The sequence below is a fragment of the Photobacterium sp. SP02 genome, from assembly GCF_038519165.1.
In the GTDB taxonomy this organism is placed as follows: domain Bacteria; phylum Pseudomonadota; class Gammaproteobacteria; order Enterobacterales; family Vibrionaceae; genus Photobacterium; species Photobacterium halotolerans.
The window spans coordinates 1-20,175 of the sequence record NZ_JASJOJ010000021.1; the positions used below are offsets into that span (position 1 = coordinate 1).

The 20,175-nt window shown below is 52.7% G+C and carries 16 protein-coding genes and 1 pseudogene; 5 read left to right on the plus strand and 12 right to left on the minus strand.

The window, feature by feature from the left end:
- From P0Y67_RS10985 to P0Y67_RS11010, 6 genes are all read right to left on the minus strand, one after another.
- Positions 1 to 186 (minus strand): hypothetical protein (locus P0Y67_RS10985; RefSeq protein ID WP_342391898.1); only part of this gene is annotated, 186 nt, incomplete at its 3' end.
- A gap of 84 nt (positions 187 to 270) precedes the next feature.
- Positions 271 to 1,149 (minus strand): 6-carboxytetrahydropterin synthase, encoded by an 879-nt coding sequence (locus P0Y67_RS10990; protein ID WP_342391899.1) that lies wholly within the window; start codon positions 1,147 to 1,149, stop codon positions 271 to 273.
- 123 nt (positions 1,150 to 1,272) lie between these two features.
- Positions 1,273 to 1,998, minus strand: coding sequence for a hypothetical protein (locus P0Y67_RS10995; protein ID WP_342391900.1), 726 nt, complete (start codon positions 1,996 to 1,998; stop codon positions 1,273 to 1,275).
- 133 nt (positions 1,999 to 2,131) lie between these two features.
- The gene (locus tag P0Y67_RS11000) at positions 2,132 to 2,512 is read right to left on the minus strand and encodes an STAS/SEC14 domain-containing protein (protein WP_337111406.1); all 381 of its coding nucleotides are present in this window, start codon (positions 2,510 to 2,512) and stop codon (positions 2,132 to 2,134) included.
- A gap of 153 nt (positions 2,513 to 2,665) precedes the next feature.
- Entirely contained in the window at positions 2,666 to 4,219 is a 1,554-nt protein-coding gene (locus P0Y67_RS11005) for a long-chain-fatty-acid--CoA ligase (protein WP_342391901.1), read from the minus strand.
- Positions 4,220 to 4,372: 153 nt separating this feature from the next.
- Positions 4,373 to 6,385 carry an alkaline phosphatase D family protein gene (locus P0Y67_RS11010; RefSeq protein ID WP_342391902.1) on the minus strand — a complete coding sequence of 671 codons (2,013 nt, stop codon included), beginning with the start codon at positions 6,383 to 6,385 and terminating at the stop codon, positions 4,373 to 4,375.
- Positions 6,386 to 6,674: 289 nt separating this feature from the next.
- On the opposite strand from P0Y67_RS11010, the gene P0Y67_RS11015 reads away from it, so the two are divergent.
- Positions 6,675 to 7,592 (plus strand): AraC family transcriptional regulator, encoded by a 918-nt coding sequence (locus P0Y67_RS11015; RefSeq protein ID WP_342391903.1) that lies wholly within the window; start codon positions 6,675 to 6,677, stop codon positions 7,590 to 7,592.
- Positions 7,593 to 7,708: 116 nt separating this feature from the next.
- Positions 7,709 to 9,847 (plus strand): TonB-dependent siderophore receptor, encoded by a 2,139-nt coding sequence (locus tag P0Y67_RS11020; protein WP_342391904.1) that lies wholly within the window; start codon positions 7,709 to 7,711, stop codon positions 9,845 to 9,847.
- A gap of 140 nt (positions 9,848 to 9,987) precedes the next feature.
- Here P0Y67_RS11020 and P0Y67_RS11025 read toward each other — a convergent pair whose 3' ends face one another.
- Positions 9,988 to 11,274 (minus strand): serine hydrolase domain-containing protein, encoded by a 1,287-nt coding sequence (locus P0Y67_RS11025; RefSeq protein ID WP_342391905.1) that lies wholly within the window; start codon positions 11,272 to 11,274, stop codon positions 9,988 to 9,990.
- 122 nt (positions 11,275 to 11,396) lie between these two features.
- On the opposite strand from P0Y67_RS11025, the gene P0Y67_RS11030 reads away from it, so the two are divergent.
- Positions 11,397 to 12,413, plus strand: coding sequence for an AraC family transcriptional regulator (locus tag P0Y67_RS11030; protein WP_342391906.1), 1,017 nt, complete (start codon positions 11,397 to 11,399; stop codon positions 12,411 to 12,413).
- 113 nt (positions 12,414 to 12,526) lie between these two features.
- Here the strand turns inward: P0Y67_RS11030 and P0Y67_RS11035 are convergent, their stop codons facing one another.
- The 3 genes from P0Y67_RS11035 to P0Y67_RS11045 all read right to left on the minus strand — a co-directional run bounded on the left by P0Y67_RS11035 (position 12,527) and on the right by P0Y67_RS11045 (position 15,618).
- Positions 12,527 to 14,056 carry a tripartite tricarboxylate transporter permease gene (locus P0Y67_RS11035; protein ID WP_342391907.1) on the minus strand — a complete coding sequence of 510 codons (1,530 nt, stop codon included), beginning with the start codon at positions 14,054 to 14,056 and terminating at the stop codon, positions 12,527 to 12,529.
- 2 nt (positions 14,057 to 14,058) lie between these two features.
- On the minus strand, positions 14,059 to 14,532 hold the full coding sequence (locus tag P0Y67_RS11040; protein WP_342391908.1) for a tripartite tricarboxylate transporter TctB family protein: 474 nt from the start codon (positions 14,530 to 14,532) through the stop codon (positions 14,059 to 14,061).
- Between the two features lie 105 nt (positions 14,533 to 14,637).
- A complete protein-coding gene (locus tag P0Y67_RS11045; RefSeq protein WP_342391909.1) occupies positions 14,638 to 15,618 on the minus strand; it encodes a tripartite tricarboxylate transporter substrate binding protein in 981 nt (326 codons plus the stop codon).
- Positions 15,619 to 15,886: 268 nt separating this feature from the next.
- Between P0Y67_RS11045 and P0Y67_RS11050 the strand changes: the two genes are divergently transcribed.
- Together P0Y67_RS11050 and P0Y67_RS11055 are read left to right on the plus strand one after the other, a co-directional pair.
- Positions 15,887 to 17,548: a sensor histidine kinase gene (locus P0Y67_RS11050; protein WP_342391910.1), complete on the plus strand. Its 1,662-nt coding sequence runs from the start codon at positions 15,887 to 15,889 to the stop codon at positions 17,546 to 17,548.
- Complete coding sequence (locus P0Y67_RS11055; RefSeq protein ID WP_192014409.1) at positions 17,545 to 18,255, plus strand: response regulator; 711 nt, start codon at positions 17,545 to 17,547, stop codon at positions 18,253 to 18,255. Before P0Y67_RS11050 ends, P0Y67_RS11055 begins: the two co-directional genes overlap by 4 nt.
- 55 nt (positions 18,256 to 18,310) lie before the next feature.
- Here the strand turns inward: P0Y67_RS11055 and P0Y67_RS11060 are convergent, their stop codons facing one another.
- Both P0Y67_RS11060 and P0Y67_RS11065 read right to left on the minus strand, forming a co-directional pair.
- On the minus strand, positions 18,311 to 19,063 hold the full coding sequence (locus tag P0Y67_RS11060) for an SDR family oxidoreductase (protein ID WP_027251873.1): 753 nt from the start codon (positions 19,061 to 19,063) through the stop codon (positions 18,311 to 18,313).
- A gap of 141 nt (positions 19,064 to 19,204) precedes the next feature.
- Positions 19,205 to 20,080: pseudogene (locus P0Y67_RS11065) on the minus strand (D-2-hydroxyacid dehydrogenase family protein); the annotation flags it as partial.
- Between the last annotated feature and the right edge of the window lie 95 nt (positions 20,081 to 20,175).

Genomic DNA, 20,175 nt, shown 5'->3' on the forward strand with positions numbered 1-20,175 from the left:
GTGATCAACAAACCCAGGGGAAAATTCAGGACGAATTTTCAGGTTGTCGGCGCCGGGAGCGCCTACAACCGACCCGGACCACACCAAAGGAAAAAAAGGGGCTTTCTGGGTACTCTTTGCACCAACAAAGAGTACCTGGCGCGCATCAGACAATGCCAAATGAGCCACCAGACTCAAGCGCGACATACTCACCTAACCATATACAGTCGAGCAGGCACACTGATGTTTAAGAACTGCTTGTTGAAAAGAATGTCCGGTTTTCCGGTGCGCTTACAGACTCGCCATCGCGCCTTTACCCACACCTTCATAGGCAACGACGTCCAGCGTCTGCTGTTCACCAATGGCAGGTTTCACGGCGGCGGCGATATAATGCGCCAGCAGCTCAATCGTGGTATCTGTGTTGATCATTTCCGTCTCGCTTTTAGCAATCGCAAGCTCAAACAGGCCCTGCGGCGCGGTATAGCGAAAACCATAATGGGTATCATCAGACACACTGGCTGCGTGCTCGCTCAGATTGAGCTCAGAGACACTCACCTGATCTTCTTCAGTACCCAGATAAATATCCGTCCAGCGCTTCGCCCAGTCGGCTTCCAGCTTCGGATCACGCTTGCCATCCACATACAGTTCAACCGGTGAACGGTGACCGTGTGCAATACGCTGGCAGTTGCCGTCATGCTTTTTCAGGCCGTGGCTGTAGTGGTAATAAGCACCGTCAATGTTTTCATGACGTAATACCAGTTCCAGGCCCTGCACATTGTCCGGCAGCTTACCTGACAGCACTTGATGCAAATGCTGGGTGACGGTTTCGATGGTGATGGCGTCGGCATCCACCAGGCAGTAGGCCTCATCCGGACAATGCAGGTGGATACTTTGATCGCCCCGAAGTAAATCCAGGGTCGCATAGCCCGGCTGAGTCGCGGCCATTCTGATCGACGCATGGGCAGCAGGCACCAGCAAACGGTGGTCGACATACTGATCAACCAGTTGTTTAATCTGCTTTTTAACGCGGCTGAAATCCAGCACCATGCTCATTTCATTCAGCTCGCCAGACATCACCACGTCCAGAATCCAGCTTTCTCCCACCATCCCTCGGACCGGGCACAGATAGGAGACATCAATAACGGTGAGATCTCTGACAAATAGCTTCACGCTGACATCCTTACAGAAATGATTGTCGTTTTCGGAGCTGGGCATTATACGCGCACAGCCCAAGGTGTAAACCCAAAGCCGTTGCCTTCATCATGCACGCTGCCCGCGGTGAACAAACAACACTCAGTAACGGTAGTTCGCCGCCAGAAACAACGAGCTGACACCGCGCTGCTGAGATTCAAAATTCACTGTATTGCCCTGATCGTCCTGCCCCTGCCAGTTTTTCAGCTTGCTTGGCAGCACTGTGTGTCGGAAACCGGCTTCGACTGTCGCATCCGCTGAGACGCGCCATGCCAGACCGGTTTGCATCCCAATCACAAAGCCACTGGCTTTATAGTCGCCCTGATAACTGGAATCGGAACTGACGCTGGCATAGCCGAAATGCAGGCCGACATACGGCGAAAAGTCTTTGTTATACAGGAAAAAATAATCTGTACCGAGTAAGTTCAGGTTCGCAATGTTGTCATATTTCAGCCCTGATGACGGAAACTGGCTTTCTTCTGTATGCCTTTCAAAACTGTAGTAGATGCGGCTGCGCCCTTCGGGTGTGTAATAACCAAGATCCAAGCCCCAGAAACCACTGGCACCGGCGTCCTTAGCAGATTCAGTCACGCTGGCTATCGTTGCTGTGTCCGTTAAGCCCATCAGGCTGACACCGCCCCTTAAACCAAAGAAATAACGGCTGGCTTCTTGTTCGGCTTCCTGGTTGGCCACTTCACCCGATGGCAGATCCGACACGGCCTTTGCGGCAGTCGGTTGCGACGTTGCTGCTATAGCACCGACGCTGGTCAGACACCCCAATAACAACACAGAAGAAAAAGGTAAAAAGGAAAAGGTTCGAAACTGCAAAGCTGCCTCCCTGTTTAAACAGCCATAAAGGGGATTTCCCCTGAGCATGAATACTGCTGCATCATAGCAACTCCCTGCTTTACAGACGAGCGAAATCCCAGCAAAAACAGCAACAAACACTAAGCAGTGTCTTTTACTCTTCCCTTAACCAGGCTAATGCGTCAAAGGGAGTATCGAAACATTTCACTTCACCTGAGATAAACCAGCTCCCCATTTTAGCCACGATGTCCATCCATCGCTGGTTGCCATAAATGGCAATCCGGTGAAACTTTTTACCGTGTTTGAGGCCAAGTTTGAGGTCATCCCACGCTGCCTGCAATTCCCAGCCTTCAAACTCTGAGCCATCAAAATAGACATTCACCTTAGGGTTCGCGACGCCTTCAAGGGCATCGTCGATCAGGGGTGTGATCTGTTCATAATCCTGGTGAGTGAGCTTACCGATAGCCTTCAGTTCCATGAAAAAGTTATCGCCATCTCTGTCCACTTCAAACAATAATCCATGCGTTGTATACATAGGGCCTCCGTTTGCCGTTCATGAATGAACAACTGGCTTAAAGTTAAGGATATTCTGGATAAGTGTAGCTGTAACAAGGGAAAACAGGAGATGATGACGAACAGAGGATATGCAAACACCGGGCAGATAACCCGGTGCTTGATGTGATGCGGATTAAGCGGTTTCTGCGGCCTGTCGCACTTCGGCCCGGAGATCTTTCTTGAGGATTTTCCCGGTCGCATTCATTGGCAGTGCCTGACGAATCTCGACCATGCGCGGGTATTTATAAGCGGCAAGCTGTTCTTTACCCCAGGCTTTCAGCGCCTCTTCGGTGACCTGCGCGCCTTCTTTCAGGACCACAAAGGCTTTCACTTCTTCGCCATACTGATCACAGGGCACACCGACTACCGCAATCATGGCCACGTCAGCGTGAGTCATGAACACTTCTTCAATTTCACGCGGATAGACGTTAAAGCCACCCCGGATAATCAGATCTTTCACCCGATCGACAATGAACAGATTGCCCTTTTCATCAAACCGTCCGACATCGCCGGTGTAGAACCAGCCATTACGCAGCGCTTTTTCATTCTCTTCCGGCCGGTTCAGGTAGCCTTTCATAATGTTATGGCCGCGAACAATGATTTCGCCCGGTTCTCCCTGAGGCTGTTGCTGACCGTTGTCATCCACCACACGCACCTCGACGCCTTGAATTGGCTGGCCGACCGAGCCCGGAATCCGGGGCATGTCCAGATGGTTGAAACTGGCAATCGGGCTGGTTTCCGACAGACCATAACCTTCCAGAATCGGCACCTTAAATTTCTCTTCAAAAGTGCGCAACACTTCGACCGGCAATGAAGCGCCGCCGCTGACGCCGATACGCAGCGAAGATACATCGTGATCGGCCTGGCACAGGTTCATACCGATATACATAGTCGGCACACCGGCAAATAGCGTGACTTTGTGTTTTTCAATCAGCCCTTTCACCAGCGCCGGATCAAAACGGGGCACCATGACCATGGTGCAGCCCAGGCTGACGGGCGCGTTCATGTTGACGGTCTGGCCGAAGGTATGGAACAGCGGCAGGGTCAGTAAATGAACATCGTCGCCGCGCATTTCCATCAGGTTCTGCGCCACCAGGGCATTGGTGTACTGATTACTGTGCGTCAGCTCCGCCCCTTTCGGTTGGCCCGTAGTGCCCGAGGTATACAGGACAACCGCCGTGTCATCCGCTTCACGGGGGGTGTAATCGCACACAGGTGACTGATCTTTCATAAAAGATGTCAGGGTCGGTAACCCCTGGTATGTCATCGCAGACTGATCGGCCGTCATCACCACCATGTGCTCGCAGCTCTCAACCTGTTCAAACGCAGCCACCCCGGACTGCGCCATAGGTAATCCTTCCACGCCCTCAAAACAGAAATAAAACTTTGCCGCTGAATCTTCGAGATGAAATTTAATTTCGCGCTCACGCAACAGAACATTGAGTGGCACAGTGACTGCACCTGCTTTTTGAATGCCGTAATACACCAGCGGGAAGAACGGCAGATTGGGACAGCTCAGTGCAACCCGATCACCCGGCTGTATGCCATTGGCCTTCAAACCATTGGCGATCTGGCTGGCAATGGCATTGAACTGAGCATAAGTGATCTGAGTGTCACCAAAAACAATAGCGACTTTGTCAGGCTTGGACACAGCATTACGCTGTAAGGCAGCGGCAAGGTTCAACATGGTGTTTTCCTTGTGTTGAGTTCTACACAACGTTTTATAAAGACAAGCTTCCCGCCTGTCTTTTCATTTGAACCATAGGATTAAACGGACGTTTGACCTAAGTCAACAGCGCTGCGTCTCTGTGTTAAAAATATGTGAAGCACCCGACTATGGCTAATTATTGTCAGGTCTTGCTGCTGCTTTTTCACCCGCTTCTGAGTGCCGTTTCTGTTCCTGCCGGGTCGGGGGAAACCCGATGGACTGCCCTTCTGCAGTCAGAATCGCAATGCGCTCGGGCTGGCCGTCATCCTTCAGCCACAGCTCGCCTATACAACTGCTGTTCACTAAGCGGCCGTGTCCCGGGATGTCCGGATCCCGCTTGTAAATTTTCATGCGTTTACGTTTGGTAAACCAGTTCAGCGGCGAATGCGGACTGTACAACAGCCTGTCCATACGCTCACAAACCCGCAGCAATTTTTCCGGGAAATTATTTTTAATCCCACTGGCAGTGATCTGATAAATGTTCGGGCTGTTACGGCGAAAGCGCAGCTGAATATCGTAGGCAAACGAGTAATGCACATCGCCGGAAATAATCACAAAATGAGTCGGGGTTTTGGTATGGGTAAATATACTCAACAAGGTATTGGCGGCCCCTGGATGGGCCATCCAGTTCTCTGCATCCACCACCAGCGGTTTACCGAGCAATGTCATGATGCGCTGCAAGGTTTCGATGAACTTCACACCGAAAATCGGCGCGGGCGACACAATGATCACCGCAGGTTCATGAATCAGCGCCTGCTGCATGTCTGTGAGTGCTTCCCAGTCCATCAGACCGGAAGGCTTGTTCATTTTCGATTCTGAATGCCAGCGACGGGTCCGGGTATCCAGCACCAGCATCTTAGGCTGCGTGTCCACCTGATAGTGCCAGTGCTCAAACGCATACAGGTGATCGATCATGGCATCGTGAGAAGCGTTGTCCGGCGCCGAAAAATAGCTACGGGCCTTGGTCATGAAAGCCTCGTCAAACTGTTCCGGGTCATTGCCCCAGCCCTGGCAGAGCCAGTAGCCGAACAAGCTGTTACCGATAATGCGCTTTGAAAAGGCATGCTGATAGGCCGCTTGCTCCCAGCCGACAGTCAGGTTCCAGTCATCGGTGACATCGTGATCGTCAAAAATCATATAAGTGGGAATATGTGCGACCAGGCGCTGCACCTGAGCCAGCCCGCTGATGAACCCCTGAATGTCCGATTTTTCCTGTCGCCACAACTGCTGCCATTTCTCTGCCAGCACCTGCTCGCCGCACTGAAAGCCTTGTTTCTCCAGACGATCAATATCTACCAGTTGCCAGACAGTCGGTGACCAGACCAGCAGATACATTGCCAGAAACTCGCTCAGGCCAATCAGGTGGTTTTCACATTCATTGGCCGTGAAAACCGGGCGCTGTCTGGTTGGCAGCCAGCGCAGAATACGGGTGTCTGACAGCCAGTTTCCGGTCGGCTCGTACACAGGTAAAACCTGATCCCGGCCATACAGCTGGTGATGACTGGCGCGTAACGCCGATAACGAGGCATACGGGGCATCGCTGAAGGTTTCGTCGGGTAATCCGAGCAAGTCGATCACCTGACTGATGGCGTCTAAGGTCGGCCCGGCAACGTGATCGGCATAGATTTGATCGCCACTCATCATCAGTAATGCCGGACGCTCAGCCGGCGACAGTGATGCCACCTTTTCATCGGCCGCCGCCAGACTGTCTTTGCCGGGAAAATGCGGATTACGACAGGAGCCATGCTGAATGTAGTCGGCACGGGATTTAATTGTCAGCGTCAGCCGCTCCTCACCGGGATAGAGCAGCTCAGGCAGCAGTGTGGTCAGTGCCCCCTGCTGGGTTTCAATCTCGTAAGCCAGCTCAGTATCCAGTGGAAAATCGCCGGAAAACTGGGCCATCACTACCCAGGCTGACTGCCCAATCTGAATTTGCTGTTCGCGGGTGAAATCAGCCTCAAAGAAAGGCGATGGCTCTTTGTCCTGAAAAAGCTGAAACCGGCCTTCAAGCGGGGCAGATGTGACCATCCACAGCGTGATCACACTGGCATTACAGCGGCGCAATACCGGTCCTGTCAGAAATAACGGCAACGCACGCGATGGAGCGCTATTGTGCATGGTCGTTTCAGTGTTGTTGACTGTCATTTATCCGTGTCACCTGTTACCTGTGATGTCACCCTGCCTATCCAAAGTCCCTGATCCCGTATCAGGCAAACGGATAGATTGATGAATTCATTCTACTTCGTACACCTTCGGCGCTTGCCAATAGAATGTCAAAGGTCAATTCTCAGCCGGCACTGATACCCTGACGGTCAGCACTGTGACGCTGCGCCCTTTTCGGGCGGTAAAGACGATCGACTCAACTACCGGGCAAATTGCTTCAGTGTTACTATCTGTAGCCATTATGGAATCACAAAGACACTGAACCGTCGTCATGAAAACACCAGCCAGCCCAGCTCAGACACCCAAGCCGCATCATTTTACGCGTATTCAACGGGTACTGGATTACATCCACACCCATTTGGATCAGCCGTTGAGTGTGGTCGAGCTGGCGGAGCAAAGCTGCTGGTCGCGCTGGCAGCTTCAGCGGGTGTTTAACAGCGAAACCGGGCTGACACTGGCGCAGTATGTCCGCGAGCTGAAACTCAGCCGTGCTGCTGAACAGCTGTTATCAGGCAATGAGCGGATTCTCGACATCGCGCTCGCCTGCGGTTTTAACTCAGAAATCAGTTTTATCCGCGCTTTCCGGCAGATGTTCGGCTGCGCGCCCGGCAGTTATAAAAAACGCGGCCTGCTGACCGGCCTCAGAACGCCTTTGCAATCCACCAGACCGGTGACTTTAGCCCCTGAGATCGCACAGCGCCTGTTACAAATCCGGCTTGAGCGCCGCCCTGCCTTTCAGCTCTGCGGCGTGAGTGGCCAAATTCATGGCCTGTTTGCCGATAACCCCGATTACCCGGAGACAGTGCCCGCTATCTGGCACCAGTTTCATCAGCAGTTTTCCGGGACCGACACATTCAGCCAGATAGGTGTGATTGATACCCAAAGCCAGTCGGGTGACGCCTTGAGCTACTGGGCAGGCATACCGGTTGAACAGGCGGCGGATACAGACCTGCTGATCGCGGCGCACGCCCAGCGCCTGCGTGTTCCGGAACAGCTTTACGCCGTGATCCCCTATTCAGGGCCTATTCACCAGCTGGATAAAGTACTGCACTGGTTCATTGCCGCCTGGCTGCCTGAGTCCGGTTATCAAGGCATTGACGGCTATGAGCTTGAAATTTACCCGCCGCAATTTGATGTCACCAACCCTGCTCACCGCATGGAGTACTGGCTGCCGGTTACGCCTGTCTGAAAGATCGCGCCTTCAGATCTCAAGATGCACCAAATTGTTAATTTTCCCGCTGCAAGATCTTTAGAATGCAATTGATAACAATTAGCATTCACATATTGCAGCAGAGGTTCCATTTGATGTATCGCACTTTCGCGCCTTTATGTTTCGCGCCTTCATGGCTGGCTATCTCCATTGCCTCAACCTTCAGCGTATCGGCTATCGCCCAGGCAGACACCCAGACACCCCATATCGAGGACACCATCACTGTGTTAGGGGAAACCTACCGCAACACAGCGACCAAAACCGCACTGACACCCGAAGAAACCCCGCAGGCTATCTCGGTGATTGACCGTGAAACGCTGGACCTGCGCGGGGCCAGCTCAGTCAGCGAAGCATTACGCTACGCGTCCGGGGTTAATACCGAGCTGCGTGGCGGGGCAGTCACCCGACTGGATCTGTTCAATATCCGGGGTTTCATTAACTATCAGAATTTCTACGATGGTCTGCAGTTGCCCTACCTCAGTAGCTGGAACCTGCAAGGCCAGGTAGATGCCTATGCCGTGGAGCAGGTCGAGGTGTTTAAAGGCCCGACCTCTGTGCTGTACGGCAATATCCCACCGGGCGGCATGGTGAACCTGATTGCGAAAACCCCGCAGAAAACCCGGCAAACGGAGATTGAAATCAGCACAGGTACCAATAACCTGATGCAAGCCAATCTTGATACCACAGGCCAGTTGGGGAACAGCGATGTCAGCTATCGCCTCATCGCCCTGGCACGGCAAAGGGACAATCAGGCCAATACTGCCGAAGATGAGCGTTACATGATTGCCCCTTCCATCGACTGGCAAGCCTCTGATGACACCCTGATCAACCTCAACCTGTATTACCAGAACGATCCGAGCGCGGGCATCTATACCACGGTGCCATCAAAGGGTTCTGTGTTACCGAATCCGGAAGGCCAGCTGTCGCCTGACACTTTCACGGGCGATAAAAACTGGAATGATTTCGAACGTGAAGTGCTGATGCTCGGCTATAAAGTGCTGCATGATTTCAATGACGACTGGAGCTTACTGCATAACCTGAGATACAGCGATGCCAGCCTGTATCAGACCAACACCTACAATGGTGCGCTCGCTGCAGACAACCGGACACTCAGCCGGAACGCCTACCAGACCGATGAAGCGTTAGGCTTCCTGACCCTGGACAACCAGCTCTCCGGCACGCTTTACTGGGGCGCAGCCGAGCATCATGTCCTGATGGGTCTGGACTATCAGCACATGGACGCTTCCGTGGTGTATCAGGACACACTGGATTACAGTGCGCCGGGCATTGATATGTTCAATCCGGATAATGATCAGATTGACCCGAACAACCTTGGCTTTCACTACCGGGCCAAGCACAACATCAATACCTCACAGTTGGGAGTCTATCTGCAGGATCAGATCCGCTGGAACAAGCTGATTGTGCTGGCCGGGGGGCGGTTCGATCATTACGAACTTGACCAGAAAACCGACGGTGTGAAATCCGGCGATATTGAGCAAGACAGTTTTTCCGGCCGCATCGGCGCGCTTTATAATCTGGCCTACGGTTTCTCACCTTATGTCAGCTATTCGGAAAGCTTTGAGCCGGTCGCCGGGCAGGACAGATTCGGCAAAGTGTTCGACCCTTCTGAAGGCCAGCAATGGGAAGCCGGGATAAAATACCAGTCTGCCGATCAAACCCGGTCCGCCAGTCTGGCGGCCTATCAGCTGACCAAACAAAATGTAGTGACCCGAGACCCCAATGGTAGTGCCTATGACAAGATCCAGACAGGCGAGGTCCGCACCCGTGGGCTGGAGTTTGAAAGCTTCTGGCTGCTGACGGACAATCTGGATATTGCGCTGAACTACACCTATACCGATGCGGAAGTGACGCAGGACAATACCGGTATCGAAGGCAAAACCCCGGTGTGGATCCCCGAGCAAATGGCGTCGCTGTGGACAAACTATTACATCGACAACGGCCTGCTGAGCGGTACTGTGTTCGGTGCTGGTGTGCGTTATGTCGGCGAGTCTGAAATCGATACACAGAACAGCGCCAAAGTCCCGGACTACACCTTGGTTGATCTGTCTGCCCGCTATGATTTAGGCGAGCTGAGCGCCAGCCTGAACAATGTGAGTGCCACCGTCAGTGCCTCAAACCTGTTCGACAAGGCATACTACACCTGTTTCGATCAGAGCAACTGCTGGCTGGGCACCGAGCGATCGGTTGAAGCCAAGGTCGCATTCAGTTTCTGATAGTCACCCTTTGCTGCTGGCCTGACGCCAGAGGCCATAAGCCATAAGCCATAAGCCATAAGCCATAAAAAGGAAAGCCGCACGGTCAGCTGATCGCACGGCTTTTTATTGCGCCCACTTAGCCTGTTATCAAAGCCTTGCTAAAGTTTGCTGGCGATCTGCCTCAGCACAGAGAGCTTGTTCTTATATCTTTCGCTGAAAGGGTTTGAGGCAGTTTCATGATGTGAGAAGAAAGCGGCCACCACTTTGTTCCTTGTGTTGATATACAGCGTTTGGCCATGAATGCCCGTCGCGGCGAACTCGCCGTTCTGCGCATCCAAAATCCACCACATATTGTGATAAGCCTGCCAGCCTGCATCCTGGTATTTCGGGTTGGCCGCCATTTTTTGCTCTTGCTTCTCGCTGATCTGAGTGATCTGACTGATCCACTCTTTGCTGATCACCTGCTGACCGTTAAAAGTTCCGCCCTGCATGATCATTTGCCCAAATCGGGCCATATCTCTCAGCGTGGTGATCATGCCCCCCGTGGCGACGGGCATATAAGCGCGATCAACAGCCATTAAGGCGTCGTGCTCTGTGCCCAGCTTTTGCCAGATATGCTGATCGATAAATTCATTGAGCGACATGCCGCTGACACGCGCAATGATCCAGCCCAGTACGTCGGCATTGGCCGAGTTGTAGTCAAACACCTCCCCCGGCGTCACCTTGTTATCCGGTTGGATGTAATGGGCGATGAAATCATAGACACCGTACACTTTGGTGTTTTCTGGCTGGGCATCCCGGCCGCCGGGTATGTAGGCCAGATTTAAGGCGGGGGCATAATACTTAAGGAACGGACTATTGAGATCGGTATAGTTTTCTTTCAGATCAATCCCGGTTGAGTGGTTGAGTACCTGTTGAACCGTGACCCGCTCAAAGCCCGTGCCTTTGAGTTCAGGAATATAATCCGCAGGAGAGGCATCTACGGAGACCTTTCCCTGCTCAACCAAAATGCCGAAGGCGGTGCTGGTCAATGACTTGGTCATGGAAAACCAGATATGGTGACGGGATGGACCCGCCTGGCCGTAATACGATTCAAGCGCGATTTTCCCGTCTTTCATGATCATCACGCTGTCCGACTGATTGCCTTCGAATACCTGTTGAATTTGCGCTTTATCTTCATCCGACAACAATTCAACGCTCGGAAGCGGGTACACGCCTTCCCCGCGAGGCAGAATCACAGTGTTATACACAGCACTGATATTGTTATAGGCCCAATCGCTTTTGCCTTTTTGTCGGTAGTTTTTGAACGTGACTTGAGAGTCGGCGGCCGGGGGAAAGCCAACCATTGCTGGTGACGATATTGCAGCACTTGCTGTCTGGCTCAAACAGCACAGTGCGACCAGGGAAAATGAACGCAATAAGTTCGTGGGTTTGATTCGTGTCATCGGGTTCCTTCCGCAAAATTCCATGGGAGCATTTAATATAGAGCGTTTGCACGGGAGAAACTTGACACTTGAACATAAGATGTAAAGATAATGTTCTAAAAATATATCTGAACGGGTCAATAATGAACCAGGGGATCCCGCATACGTCAGCCCGGTTATTGTTTGGTGTAAGCGCGCTGCTGGAGAGGAAGAACCTCGACTGCGACGCGTTTTATGCACAATTTCAGCTCGATAGCAGCATTGAGAATCAGATGGACCGGCTTATCCCTTACGATCTTTTTGTCAGAATGTTATCCCGGCTCGCTGTGTATCTTGATGTGCAGCATCCCGCCCTGGCCTTAGTCGACCAGCACTTCAGCACCATCAATATTCCTGTGCTGAATTTACTGACATCGTCCCTGTGCTTGGAAGTCGCCTTACAAAACGCATCACAATATCGTTCTTACTTCAGCGAGGTCACTTACTGGGATCACTTTATTGAGGGCGATTATTTGGTCATCAAGCGGTGCAGTTATGCCGATTTAGCGTTCAACGATAGTGAGCATTCCCTGTTTACGCTGGCGCAAACCGGAAAAGTCGTGAATCAGATTATCGGGCCGAATAACATTGAATATGTTGCCCTGATGCAGGCTTCAGCCAAGAGCGTTAATGAGATTGAGCGATTTTTCAATTGCCCGGTGTTGTTTAACCAGGACTACGATGGTTTGCTGCTAAAAAAGCAGATGCGCTATAAACAAAATGTGCATTTTGATGCCGGAAAATACAGTGCGGCATACCGGCAACTGCTTGACCTGCCCGTTGCTTTTCCCCGCAATCAATTATTTTCTGAATCGGTCAAGCAACTGATTTTCAATGCGCTGACAACCCGGCATTGCAATATTGAAAGTATTGGCAAAATGATGAAAGTGCATCATCGCACGCTGCAAAACCGGCTGGCAAAAGAACACCTGACATTTAAACAACTCGTCAAAGAGGTTCGGAACAGCGTCGCCAAACGTATGCTGTTACAGGAGAACTTATCGCATAGTCAAATCGCCCGATTACTCGGCTACAGCGAAGCCAGTGCCTTCACTCGGGCATTTACGCGAGAGCACAAGATGTCCCCACGGGTATGGCGAAAGCAGCAAATAGCAAAATGATCCCTTGAATACCGGACGATGCGACGGCTGCCGCCAATCAGAAAGGGCAGTGTTCACGTGAACCCTGCCCTTGTTGCTTGCTCTCATTTAACCAGCTTCTATCCGGCTTCAATTCACGCCTGTTGTGCCTGCGCTTTGGCAGCAGCCTTGCGCTTATCACGCCAGGTGCTGAACAGTGGCATCAACAGCGCCAGTACTGCCAGCACCATGATGGTGAGTGTCAGTGGACGTTCCACCAGGAAAGCGAATGAACCATCAGACAGCGTCAGCGAGCGGCTGAGGTTTTTCTCCAGTATGTCGCCCAGAATGAATCCCAGCAGCATAGGTGCCATCGGGAAGTTGAGCAATTTCAGGAAGGTCGCAATCACTGTGATCAACACCATCATCTGGATATCAAAGGCATTGAAGCTCACCAGATACACCCCTGTGATGGAGAAGAACAGAATCAGCGGGATCAGGATCGGACGCGGAATCACCAGCAGTCTGGAGATATACGGGATCAGCGGCAGGTTCAGAATCAGCAGCACCAGGTTACCGAAGTACATCGAGATGATCACCGACCAGAAGACATCCGGATTATCAAGGAACAGACGCGGACCAGGCTGAATACCATACGCAATCAGTGCCCCCAGCATAATGGCGGTTGTGCCCGAACCGGGAATACCCAGTGTCAGCAAAGGAACGAAAGAGCCGGTAGATGCCGCGTTGTTCGCAGATTCAGGCGCAGCCAGGCCCCGTAACGCGCCTTTGCCGAATTTTTCTTTCTCTTCTTTCGGCGCCAGATTACGCTCCATGCCGTAACTCAGGAAAGAGGCAATGGTGGCCCCGGCGCCTGGCAATACACCAACCAGGAAGCCAAAGACGGAAGAACGCGCGACCGTCGGTGCCACATGCTTCACTTCTTCCTTGCTGAGTTTCATGCTGCCCAGATTATTCATGTCCATCTGCGCATCTTCATGCCGGTGTTCACCCCGCAGAACCGTCATCACCACTTCTGTCAGTGCGAAAGTTGCCATGGCCAGCAGCAGGAAGCTGATACCGTCAATCAAATCGACATTATCGAAGGTAAAGCGCGGCACGCCTGTCATGACGTCGTTGCCGACGGTCGAAATCATCAGACCGAAAACTGTCATCATCAGGGCTTTAAGCACCTGGCCTTTGCCGGAGAAAGCGGCCACCGCCGTCAGGCCCAGAATCATCAGCGCAAAGTAGTCGCTGGACTGGAAACTCAGTGAGACTTTGGCCAGAGCAGGCGCTGCAAACAGCAAAATGATGGCACCGACGGTTCCGCCCGTGAAAGAGGAATACGCAGCCAGTGCCAGGGCTTTACCCGCCTGATTTTTCTGCGCCAGCGGGAAACCGTCAAAGGCAGTGACCACTGTGCTTGAACAGCCCGGCGCATTAATCAGTATTGATGAGGTTGACCCGCCAAAAACAGCACCGTAGTACACACCGGCCATCAGGATAATGCCTGAAGACGGATCCAGACCATAAGTAATAGGGATCATCAGTGCAATGGCAGAAATCGGGCCCAGACCCGGCAACATGCCAATGAACGTCCCGGCAAAGCAGCCAACCACCACCATCATCAGATTGAAGGGCATAATTGCCGTCGACAATCCAGTCATCATTCCATCGAACATAATTAACCCCCGAGAATACTTGTGATCAGTCGGCCAGGGGCCAGATAGATGTCAAGCAACTGCGTCAGCAAAAACCAGAAGCACACGGCAAATGGCACAGATGCCACCAGCAGAACCCTAGGACGACGTTCACCCAGCAACCAGTAGCCTCCCATCAGAAAGATCACGGTCGACAACATAAAGCCAATCCATTCGAGGGAAGCGGCGAAAATCAGCATCAGCAGCAGCAGTTTGGTGATCAGAACAAAATCCAGTCCCCGTAAGTCCAGTTTGTCATCCTGACTGCGGCTGGCCGTCAACAGCTGGCACAACGCCAGCACTATGCCAAGCCCGGCCAGGGTCAGCGGCAAAGATTTCGCATTGAAGGGCTGATATTCATCGCCGGGGAACATCTCAATTCCGCTGCCGTAATAACCGTAAACGATGGAAAAGCACAGAAACACCAGTCCACCGATATGATCTTTTGTAATTGTCATGGTCATCCTCACCACTATCGGTTTGACCCGGCCCCAGACTCAGACCGGTTTGTTACTACGCGCACCACCCAGGCAGGCGGTGCGCAACATGTCATGCAGACAGGATTACTTCAGGAAGCCCAGTTCACGCATCAGATCGCCGATTTCTTTTTCCTGCTGCGACAGGAAGGCAACGAACTCTTTGCGAGGCTTGTAGATTTCAGTCCAGCCGTAACGGTCACGCACGGTTTTCCACTGATCTGTGTTGTACATCTCGCCCAGTACCTCGGCAAACTCATCCGCTTTTTCATCGCTGAGACCCGGTGCGGCAAAGAATCCGCGCCAGTTAACGAAGGTCGCGTTATAGCCCAGCTCCTGCAGAGTCGGTACTTCCGGCGCTGAAGGAGAACGCTGATCACCCGTCATCGCCAGGATGCGGATCTCACCGGCATCTGCCAGCGTCAGGGCTTCACTCAGGCCGGTTGACAGCAGTGTGGTTTCGCCAGACAGCAAACCGGCCATGGCTTTACCACCGGCATCATACGCCAGGTATTTCAGACGACGCGGCTCGCCACCACCGGCTTTGAACGCCAGTGCGGCAACCAGGTGATCCATGCTGCCGCGTGCAGAGCCGCCCGCCACTGTGATACTGCTGGGATCTTTTTTGTAATCGTTCACTATGTCAGTGAAGCTGGTGTATTTGGATTTGGCCGACACCACAAACGCGGCGTAGTCGCCCACAGTGGCGGCTACCGGGGTCAGATCACGAAACGACTGAGGGAACACTTTAGACAGTGAGCGAATCACAATAGGGGTAGAGTTAACCATCAGAGTGTCTGTGGATTGCTCGGCGGTTTTAATCAGGTACGCAATGGCTTTACCACCGCCGCCACCGGACATGTTCTCGTAAGAGATGGTGTCAACCAGCTCTGACTTTTTCAATACTTCACCGGTACCGCGTGCTGTGCTGTCCCAACCGCCACCGGCACCGCCAGGTACCAGAAAGTGAATGGAATCCACTTTTGCCTGAGCGCTGACACTCAATGCAGAAGCCATGATCGCAGCAAGTACGGAGACACGTTTGCGGGTAATTAACTGAGTAAGCATACCTTTTCCTCGTTATTAGATTGGGGTCCATCGCCCGACCTGATTTACCGCTATGGCTGAAACGTAATGTCTGCCTGCGGCCTCAGGTTCTGTTATTGCTTAACTACTCAGTCAAGGTATGCCACGTTCAGAAACATGAAAAGATTGTAAAAATAATGTGAATATCGGGCGTAAAATGCATTAAGTTCATATTGTTCACAGCATTTCGGCGCCACTGACGGTACACTGTTTCACAGATGTTACAAAGGTAGACAGAACACCTTCCCACATGACTAAGTTGTTGTCTTTGCGTCATTTTCGACTCAAAACCCGGATGGTATTAATACTGGGTTTTATCGCGATCCTGCAAGCGGGGGCGCTCGGCCACTTTACCATTCGCTATCTCGACAGTGTGTTACATGAACAGATTGGCCAGCAGGCGATACGGGTCGCGAAAACCATTGCGACCTCACCCGATGTGATTCGCGCCGTATCAGACAGAGACACCGCATTCTTGCAGCCACTCAGCCTGAAAATGGCCCAGGCCGCCCAGGCAAGATTTGTTGTTATTGGCGACAGCCAGGGCATTCGGCTCGCCCACCTCAACCCGCAGCGTATCGGCAAATCTATGTCAGATGATGACAGTGACGATAACAGCCAGGCGCTGCTGAACGGCAAAGCATACGTCGCACTGGATAAAGGCAGTATCGGCTGGTCGATGCGTGGCAAAGCCCCTATTTTCAGCACAGATGGTGCTCAGATCATCGGCATAGTTTCAGTCGGCTATTTGCTGACCGAAGTCGATGCGATTGTCAGCCGCCATCAGCTTTCCATGATTGTTGCCAGTACGCTGGCCTTTCTGTTCAGCGTGATCATGGCACTCTGGTTTGCCAATCATTTCCGCAAAGCCATTTTTGATTTGGAGCCTGAGCAGATTGGCCGGCTGTTTCATGAACGCAATGCCACGCTGGAAACTGTGCGTGAAGGCATAGTCGCCATTAATCAGCACGGTATCATCACCACCTTTAACCATGCCGCCATCAAAACGCTGCAATTACCCGCTGACGAAACATACATTGGCCGCCATATTCATGACGTGTTACCCGACAACGGGATGCTGGATGTACTGCAAAGCGGCGAGCACCATTTTGACCAGGAAATCTGGCTGCATGACCGCAACCTGATCGCCAACCGTTTTCCCATGGTGCAGGACGGGGTAGTTACAGGGGTAGTATCGAGTTTCCGGCTGAAAAATGAAGTCGATCTGGTCAGCCGTAAACTGACCCGTATTCAGCAATATGCCGACAGCCTGCGCAGCCAGTCCCATGAGTACAACAATAAGCTGCACACCATAGCCGGCCTGATTCAGATTGGTGCGATTGAGCAGGCGCTCAAGGTGATCGGGCAGGAAACATCCAGCCATCAGAGTTTTATTCAGACCATAATGAAAGCAACCTCAGACAGTATTCTGGCCGGTTGCCTGCTCGGTAAATACAACCGGGCCAGAGAGCTGAACCTGGAACTGGCCATTGACGACGACAGCCAGATGTCGGACATACCGGCCTCTCTGCCCCGCGAGCAATTAGTCAGCATACTGGGCAACTTGATAGACAATGCACTGGAAGCGACGCTCAGGCACCATGGCTCAGGCGGTATGGTGCTGCTCAGTATGAGCGACTTAGGCAAAGAGCTGATATTTGAGGTCAATGATCAGGGGCCTGGCATTGCCGAAGGGGAACAAGATAAAATTTTTACCCGTGGTTACACCACCAAGGACGTTGAAGGACACGGCATCGGACTGCATTTAGTTAAACAGCTGACAGAACATCTCGGCGGCATCATTACCGTCGAACCCGCTGAACCTTCCGGCAGTCGTTTTACTGTGTACATTCCCAAATCACTGCGTCGTTCAGACAATGCAACAAGACATGGACAAGAGGAACAACAATGACAGCACCCATTACTGTCGTCATTGCAGAAGATGATCCGCAAAATGCGGAAATACAGCGCCGCTTCGTCGAAAAAACACCGGGCTTTCAGGTTGTAGGCATCGCCCATGGCCTGGATGAAGCCAGGGATTTGATCGACGTGTTCCAGCCTCAGTTACTGTTATTGGATAATCAGTTCCCGACCGGCACCGGGCTGGAATTGCTCAGGGAACTGCGTGCTGAAAGCTGCCATACCGACGTGATTCTGGTCACGGCGGCCACTGAAGTCGATACCCTGCGCACCGCGATGCGCAGCGGGATATTTGATTACATTTTAAAACCCGTGGTGTTTGAAAGACTGCAATCGGCGCTGTTCAATTTCAGCGCTCATCTGGACAAGTTGTCTGACATGCACTCACTGGTGCAAAGCGATGTCGATGGTTTGCTGCAGCCCACCTCTGCCACGGATCAGCCCGCGCCGCAAACGCCGCCAGCCACGGCCTCACGGTTGCCGAAAGGCATTGACGGCCTGACGCTGGATAAAATCCGCAGTGTCTTCACCGATCCGAACATTAATCTCAATGCTGAGCAGGTCGGTCAGGAAATCGGCGCCAGCAGAACCACTGCCCGTCGATACCTTGAGTATCTGGTCAGTACCGATGAGCTGAGTGCCGAAGTCTCTTATGGCAGCGTCGGCCGGCCGGAGCGTAAGTACCGCAGTCAGCCATAGCTGCTGGCTGCGGCCAGCCCTGCTGATAACAGGTATCGGCAGGTCATGACTGTGCTTAGCGGCCGCCAGCCAGATCGATAAACGATCCGGTTGAATAAGAGGCCTGATCCGACAATAACCAGCAGATTGCTTCTGATACTTCTTCGGCAGTGCCGCCGCGCTGCATCGGGATGGCTGATTTCAGCCGTTCAATCCGATTCGGCTCACCACCTGAGGCGTGCATATCGGTGTAAATAAATCCGGGACGAACGCCGTTGACACGAATGCCTTCACTGGCCACTTCCAGTGACAGGCCGCGGGTCATGGTATCCATCGCCCCTTTCGACGCCGCATAATCGACATATTCAAAGGGCGCGCCGGTACGGGACGCTGCCGAAGAGACATTGACAATCGAGCCGCCCTGACCGCCTTGCGAATAGGCCATGCGCCGGATCGCTTCCCGGCAGCATAAAAAGCAACTGGTGACATTGGTGTGCATCACGGCATTGATCCGCTCTGCTGTCATGTGTAACACCGGCATCTGTTGCATCAGAATACCGGCGTTATTCACCAGCCCGGTTATCGGCCCCAGTTCATTATCCAGTGTGGCAAACAGTCGCATCACCTCCTGTTCCTGAGACACATCCGCCTGTACCGCTATGGCATTCACGCCATATTTACGCGCCCGGTGCACAATCTGCTCTGCCGCTTCGTGCTCAGAACGATAATTCACGCAGACACTCACCCCCTGAGAGGCCAGCTGAATCGCTGTAGCCGCGCCAATTCCCCGGCTGGATCCGGTAATCAATACTACCCGCTCTTTAGGCATCTCCGATTCCTTTTCATTCCATAGTTATTGATGAGGTTCAGTGCTCAATACCGCGGCATTCGCAAGACCGGCAGGCTGGCCTTTACCGTAACTCACCACATTAGCCAGAGCCGTTTCAAAATACAGTGTGTAACTGTCCTATTCGACAAACCCCAGGTGTGGCGAACATAACACGTTCGGCATGGCTAGCAGTGGCTCGTCAGCAGGTAAAGCAGGCTCTGTCTCGTAAACATCCACTGCCGCATAACCCGGTTTCCCCCGCTCAAGGGCTGCCACCAGCGCGCCGGATTCCACCAGTTCAGCACGACTGATATTCACAAACAGTGCATCGGCTTTCATCAGTGCCAGATCGTCGGCCGTTACGCATCCGCGGGTGTGCACGTTGAGCCGTAAATGCAGCGACACAATGTCAGACTGAGCGAAAAACGCCGCTTTCGACTGCGCTGCCTGATACCCTTTAGCGACTGCCAGCTCGCGAGAATGTTCACTGCCCCAGACCAGCACCTTCATATCAAACACGTCTGCGATCCGGGCAATACGCTGGCCGATTTTACCAAAGCCCCAGATCCCCAATGTTCTGCCACTCAGGCTACGGCCCAGCTGTGGCAATCCGGACTGCTGCCACTCTCCCACCTGCAGATGCTGGCAATAAGGCAGCAGTTGCCGGCTGGCCGCCATGATCAGCGCCCAGCATAATTCCGTAGGCGCGACAGGTGAGCCGACACCTTCCGCCACAGCAACCTGATGGCGGGTACAGGCTTCAAGATCCAAATGATTGCTGATCTTACCGGTCTGGCTGATCAGTTTAAGGCGGGGAAGATGGGCAAGTAAGGCGTCGTCAATGACAGTGCGTTCACGGATCAGCACCAGTACGTCTTTGTCTTTCAGTCTGTCGATAAGCTGAGCCTGATCAGCAGGCGGCGATGTGTACACAGTCACATCGTATTCATTCAGAAGAGAGTAACAGGGCAAGGTACGGACAACATCCTGATAATCGTCCAGAATAGCAACCTTCATTCCTTTGCCTCCGGTGGGTAAGTGCCGATATTCAAGCACTCTTCTCATGAAAAAACAACCTGATACTCAAGACGCCGGCGGCCGGGTAAACACAC

Bases quoted from the DNA above. Each gene is read 5' to 3' on its own strand.
- P0Y67_RS11045 (WP_342391909.1), bottom strand. From the start codon at position 15,618: ATGCTTACTCAGTTAATTACCCGCAAACGTGTCTCCGTACTTGCTGCG.
- P0Y67_RS11000 (WP_337111406.1), bottom strand. From the start codon at position 2,512: ATGTATACAACGCATGGATTATTGTTTGAAGTGGACAGAGATGGCGAT.
- P0Y67_RS11035 (WP_342391907.1), bottom strand. From the start codon at position 14,056: ATGTTCGATGGAATGATGACTGGATTGTCGACGGCAATTATGCCCTTC.
- P0Y67_RS11055 (WP_192014409.1), top strand. From the start codon at position 17,545: ATGACAGCACCCATTACTGTCGTCATTGCAGAAGATGATCCGCAAAAT.
- P0Y67_RS11030 (WP_342391906.1), top strand. From the start codon at position 11,397: ATGAACCAGGGGATCCCGCATACGTCAGCCCGGTTATTGTTTGGTGTA.
- P0Y67_RS11020 (WP_342391904.1), top strand. From the start codon at position 7,709: ATGTATCGCACTTTCGCGCCTTTATGTTTCGCGCCTTCATGGCTGGCT.
- P0Y67_RS11040 (WP_342391908.1), bottom strand. From the start codon at position 14,532: ATGACAATTACAAAAGATCATATCGGTGGACTGGTGTTTCTGTGCTTT.
- P0Y67_RS11025 (WP_342391905.1), bottom strand. From the start codon at position 11,274: ATGACACGAATCAAACCCACGAACTTATTGCGTTCATTTTCCCTGGTC.
- P0Y67_RS11050 (WP_342391910.1), top strand. From the start codon at position 15,887: ATGACTAAGTTGTTGTCTTTGCGTCATTTTCGACTCAAAACCCGGATG.
- P0Y67_RS11015 (WP_342391903.1), top strand. From the start codon at position 6,675: ATGAAAACACCAGCCAGCCCAGCTCAGACACCCAAGCCGCATCATTTT.
- P0Y67_RS11060 (WP_027251873.1), bottom strand. From the start codon at position 19,063: ATGCCTAAAGAGCGGGTAGTATTGATTACCGGATCCAGCCGGGGAATT.
- P0Y67_RS11010 (WP_342391902.1), bottom strand. From the start codon at position 6,385: ATGACAGTCAACAACACTGAAACGACCATGCACAATAGCGCTCCATCG.
- P0Y67_RS11005 (WP_342391901.1), bottom strand. From the start codon at position 4,219: ATGTTGAACCTTGCCGCTGCCTTACAGCGTAATGCTGTGTCCAAGCCT.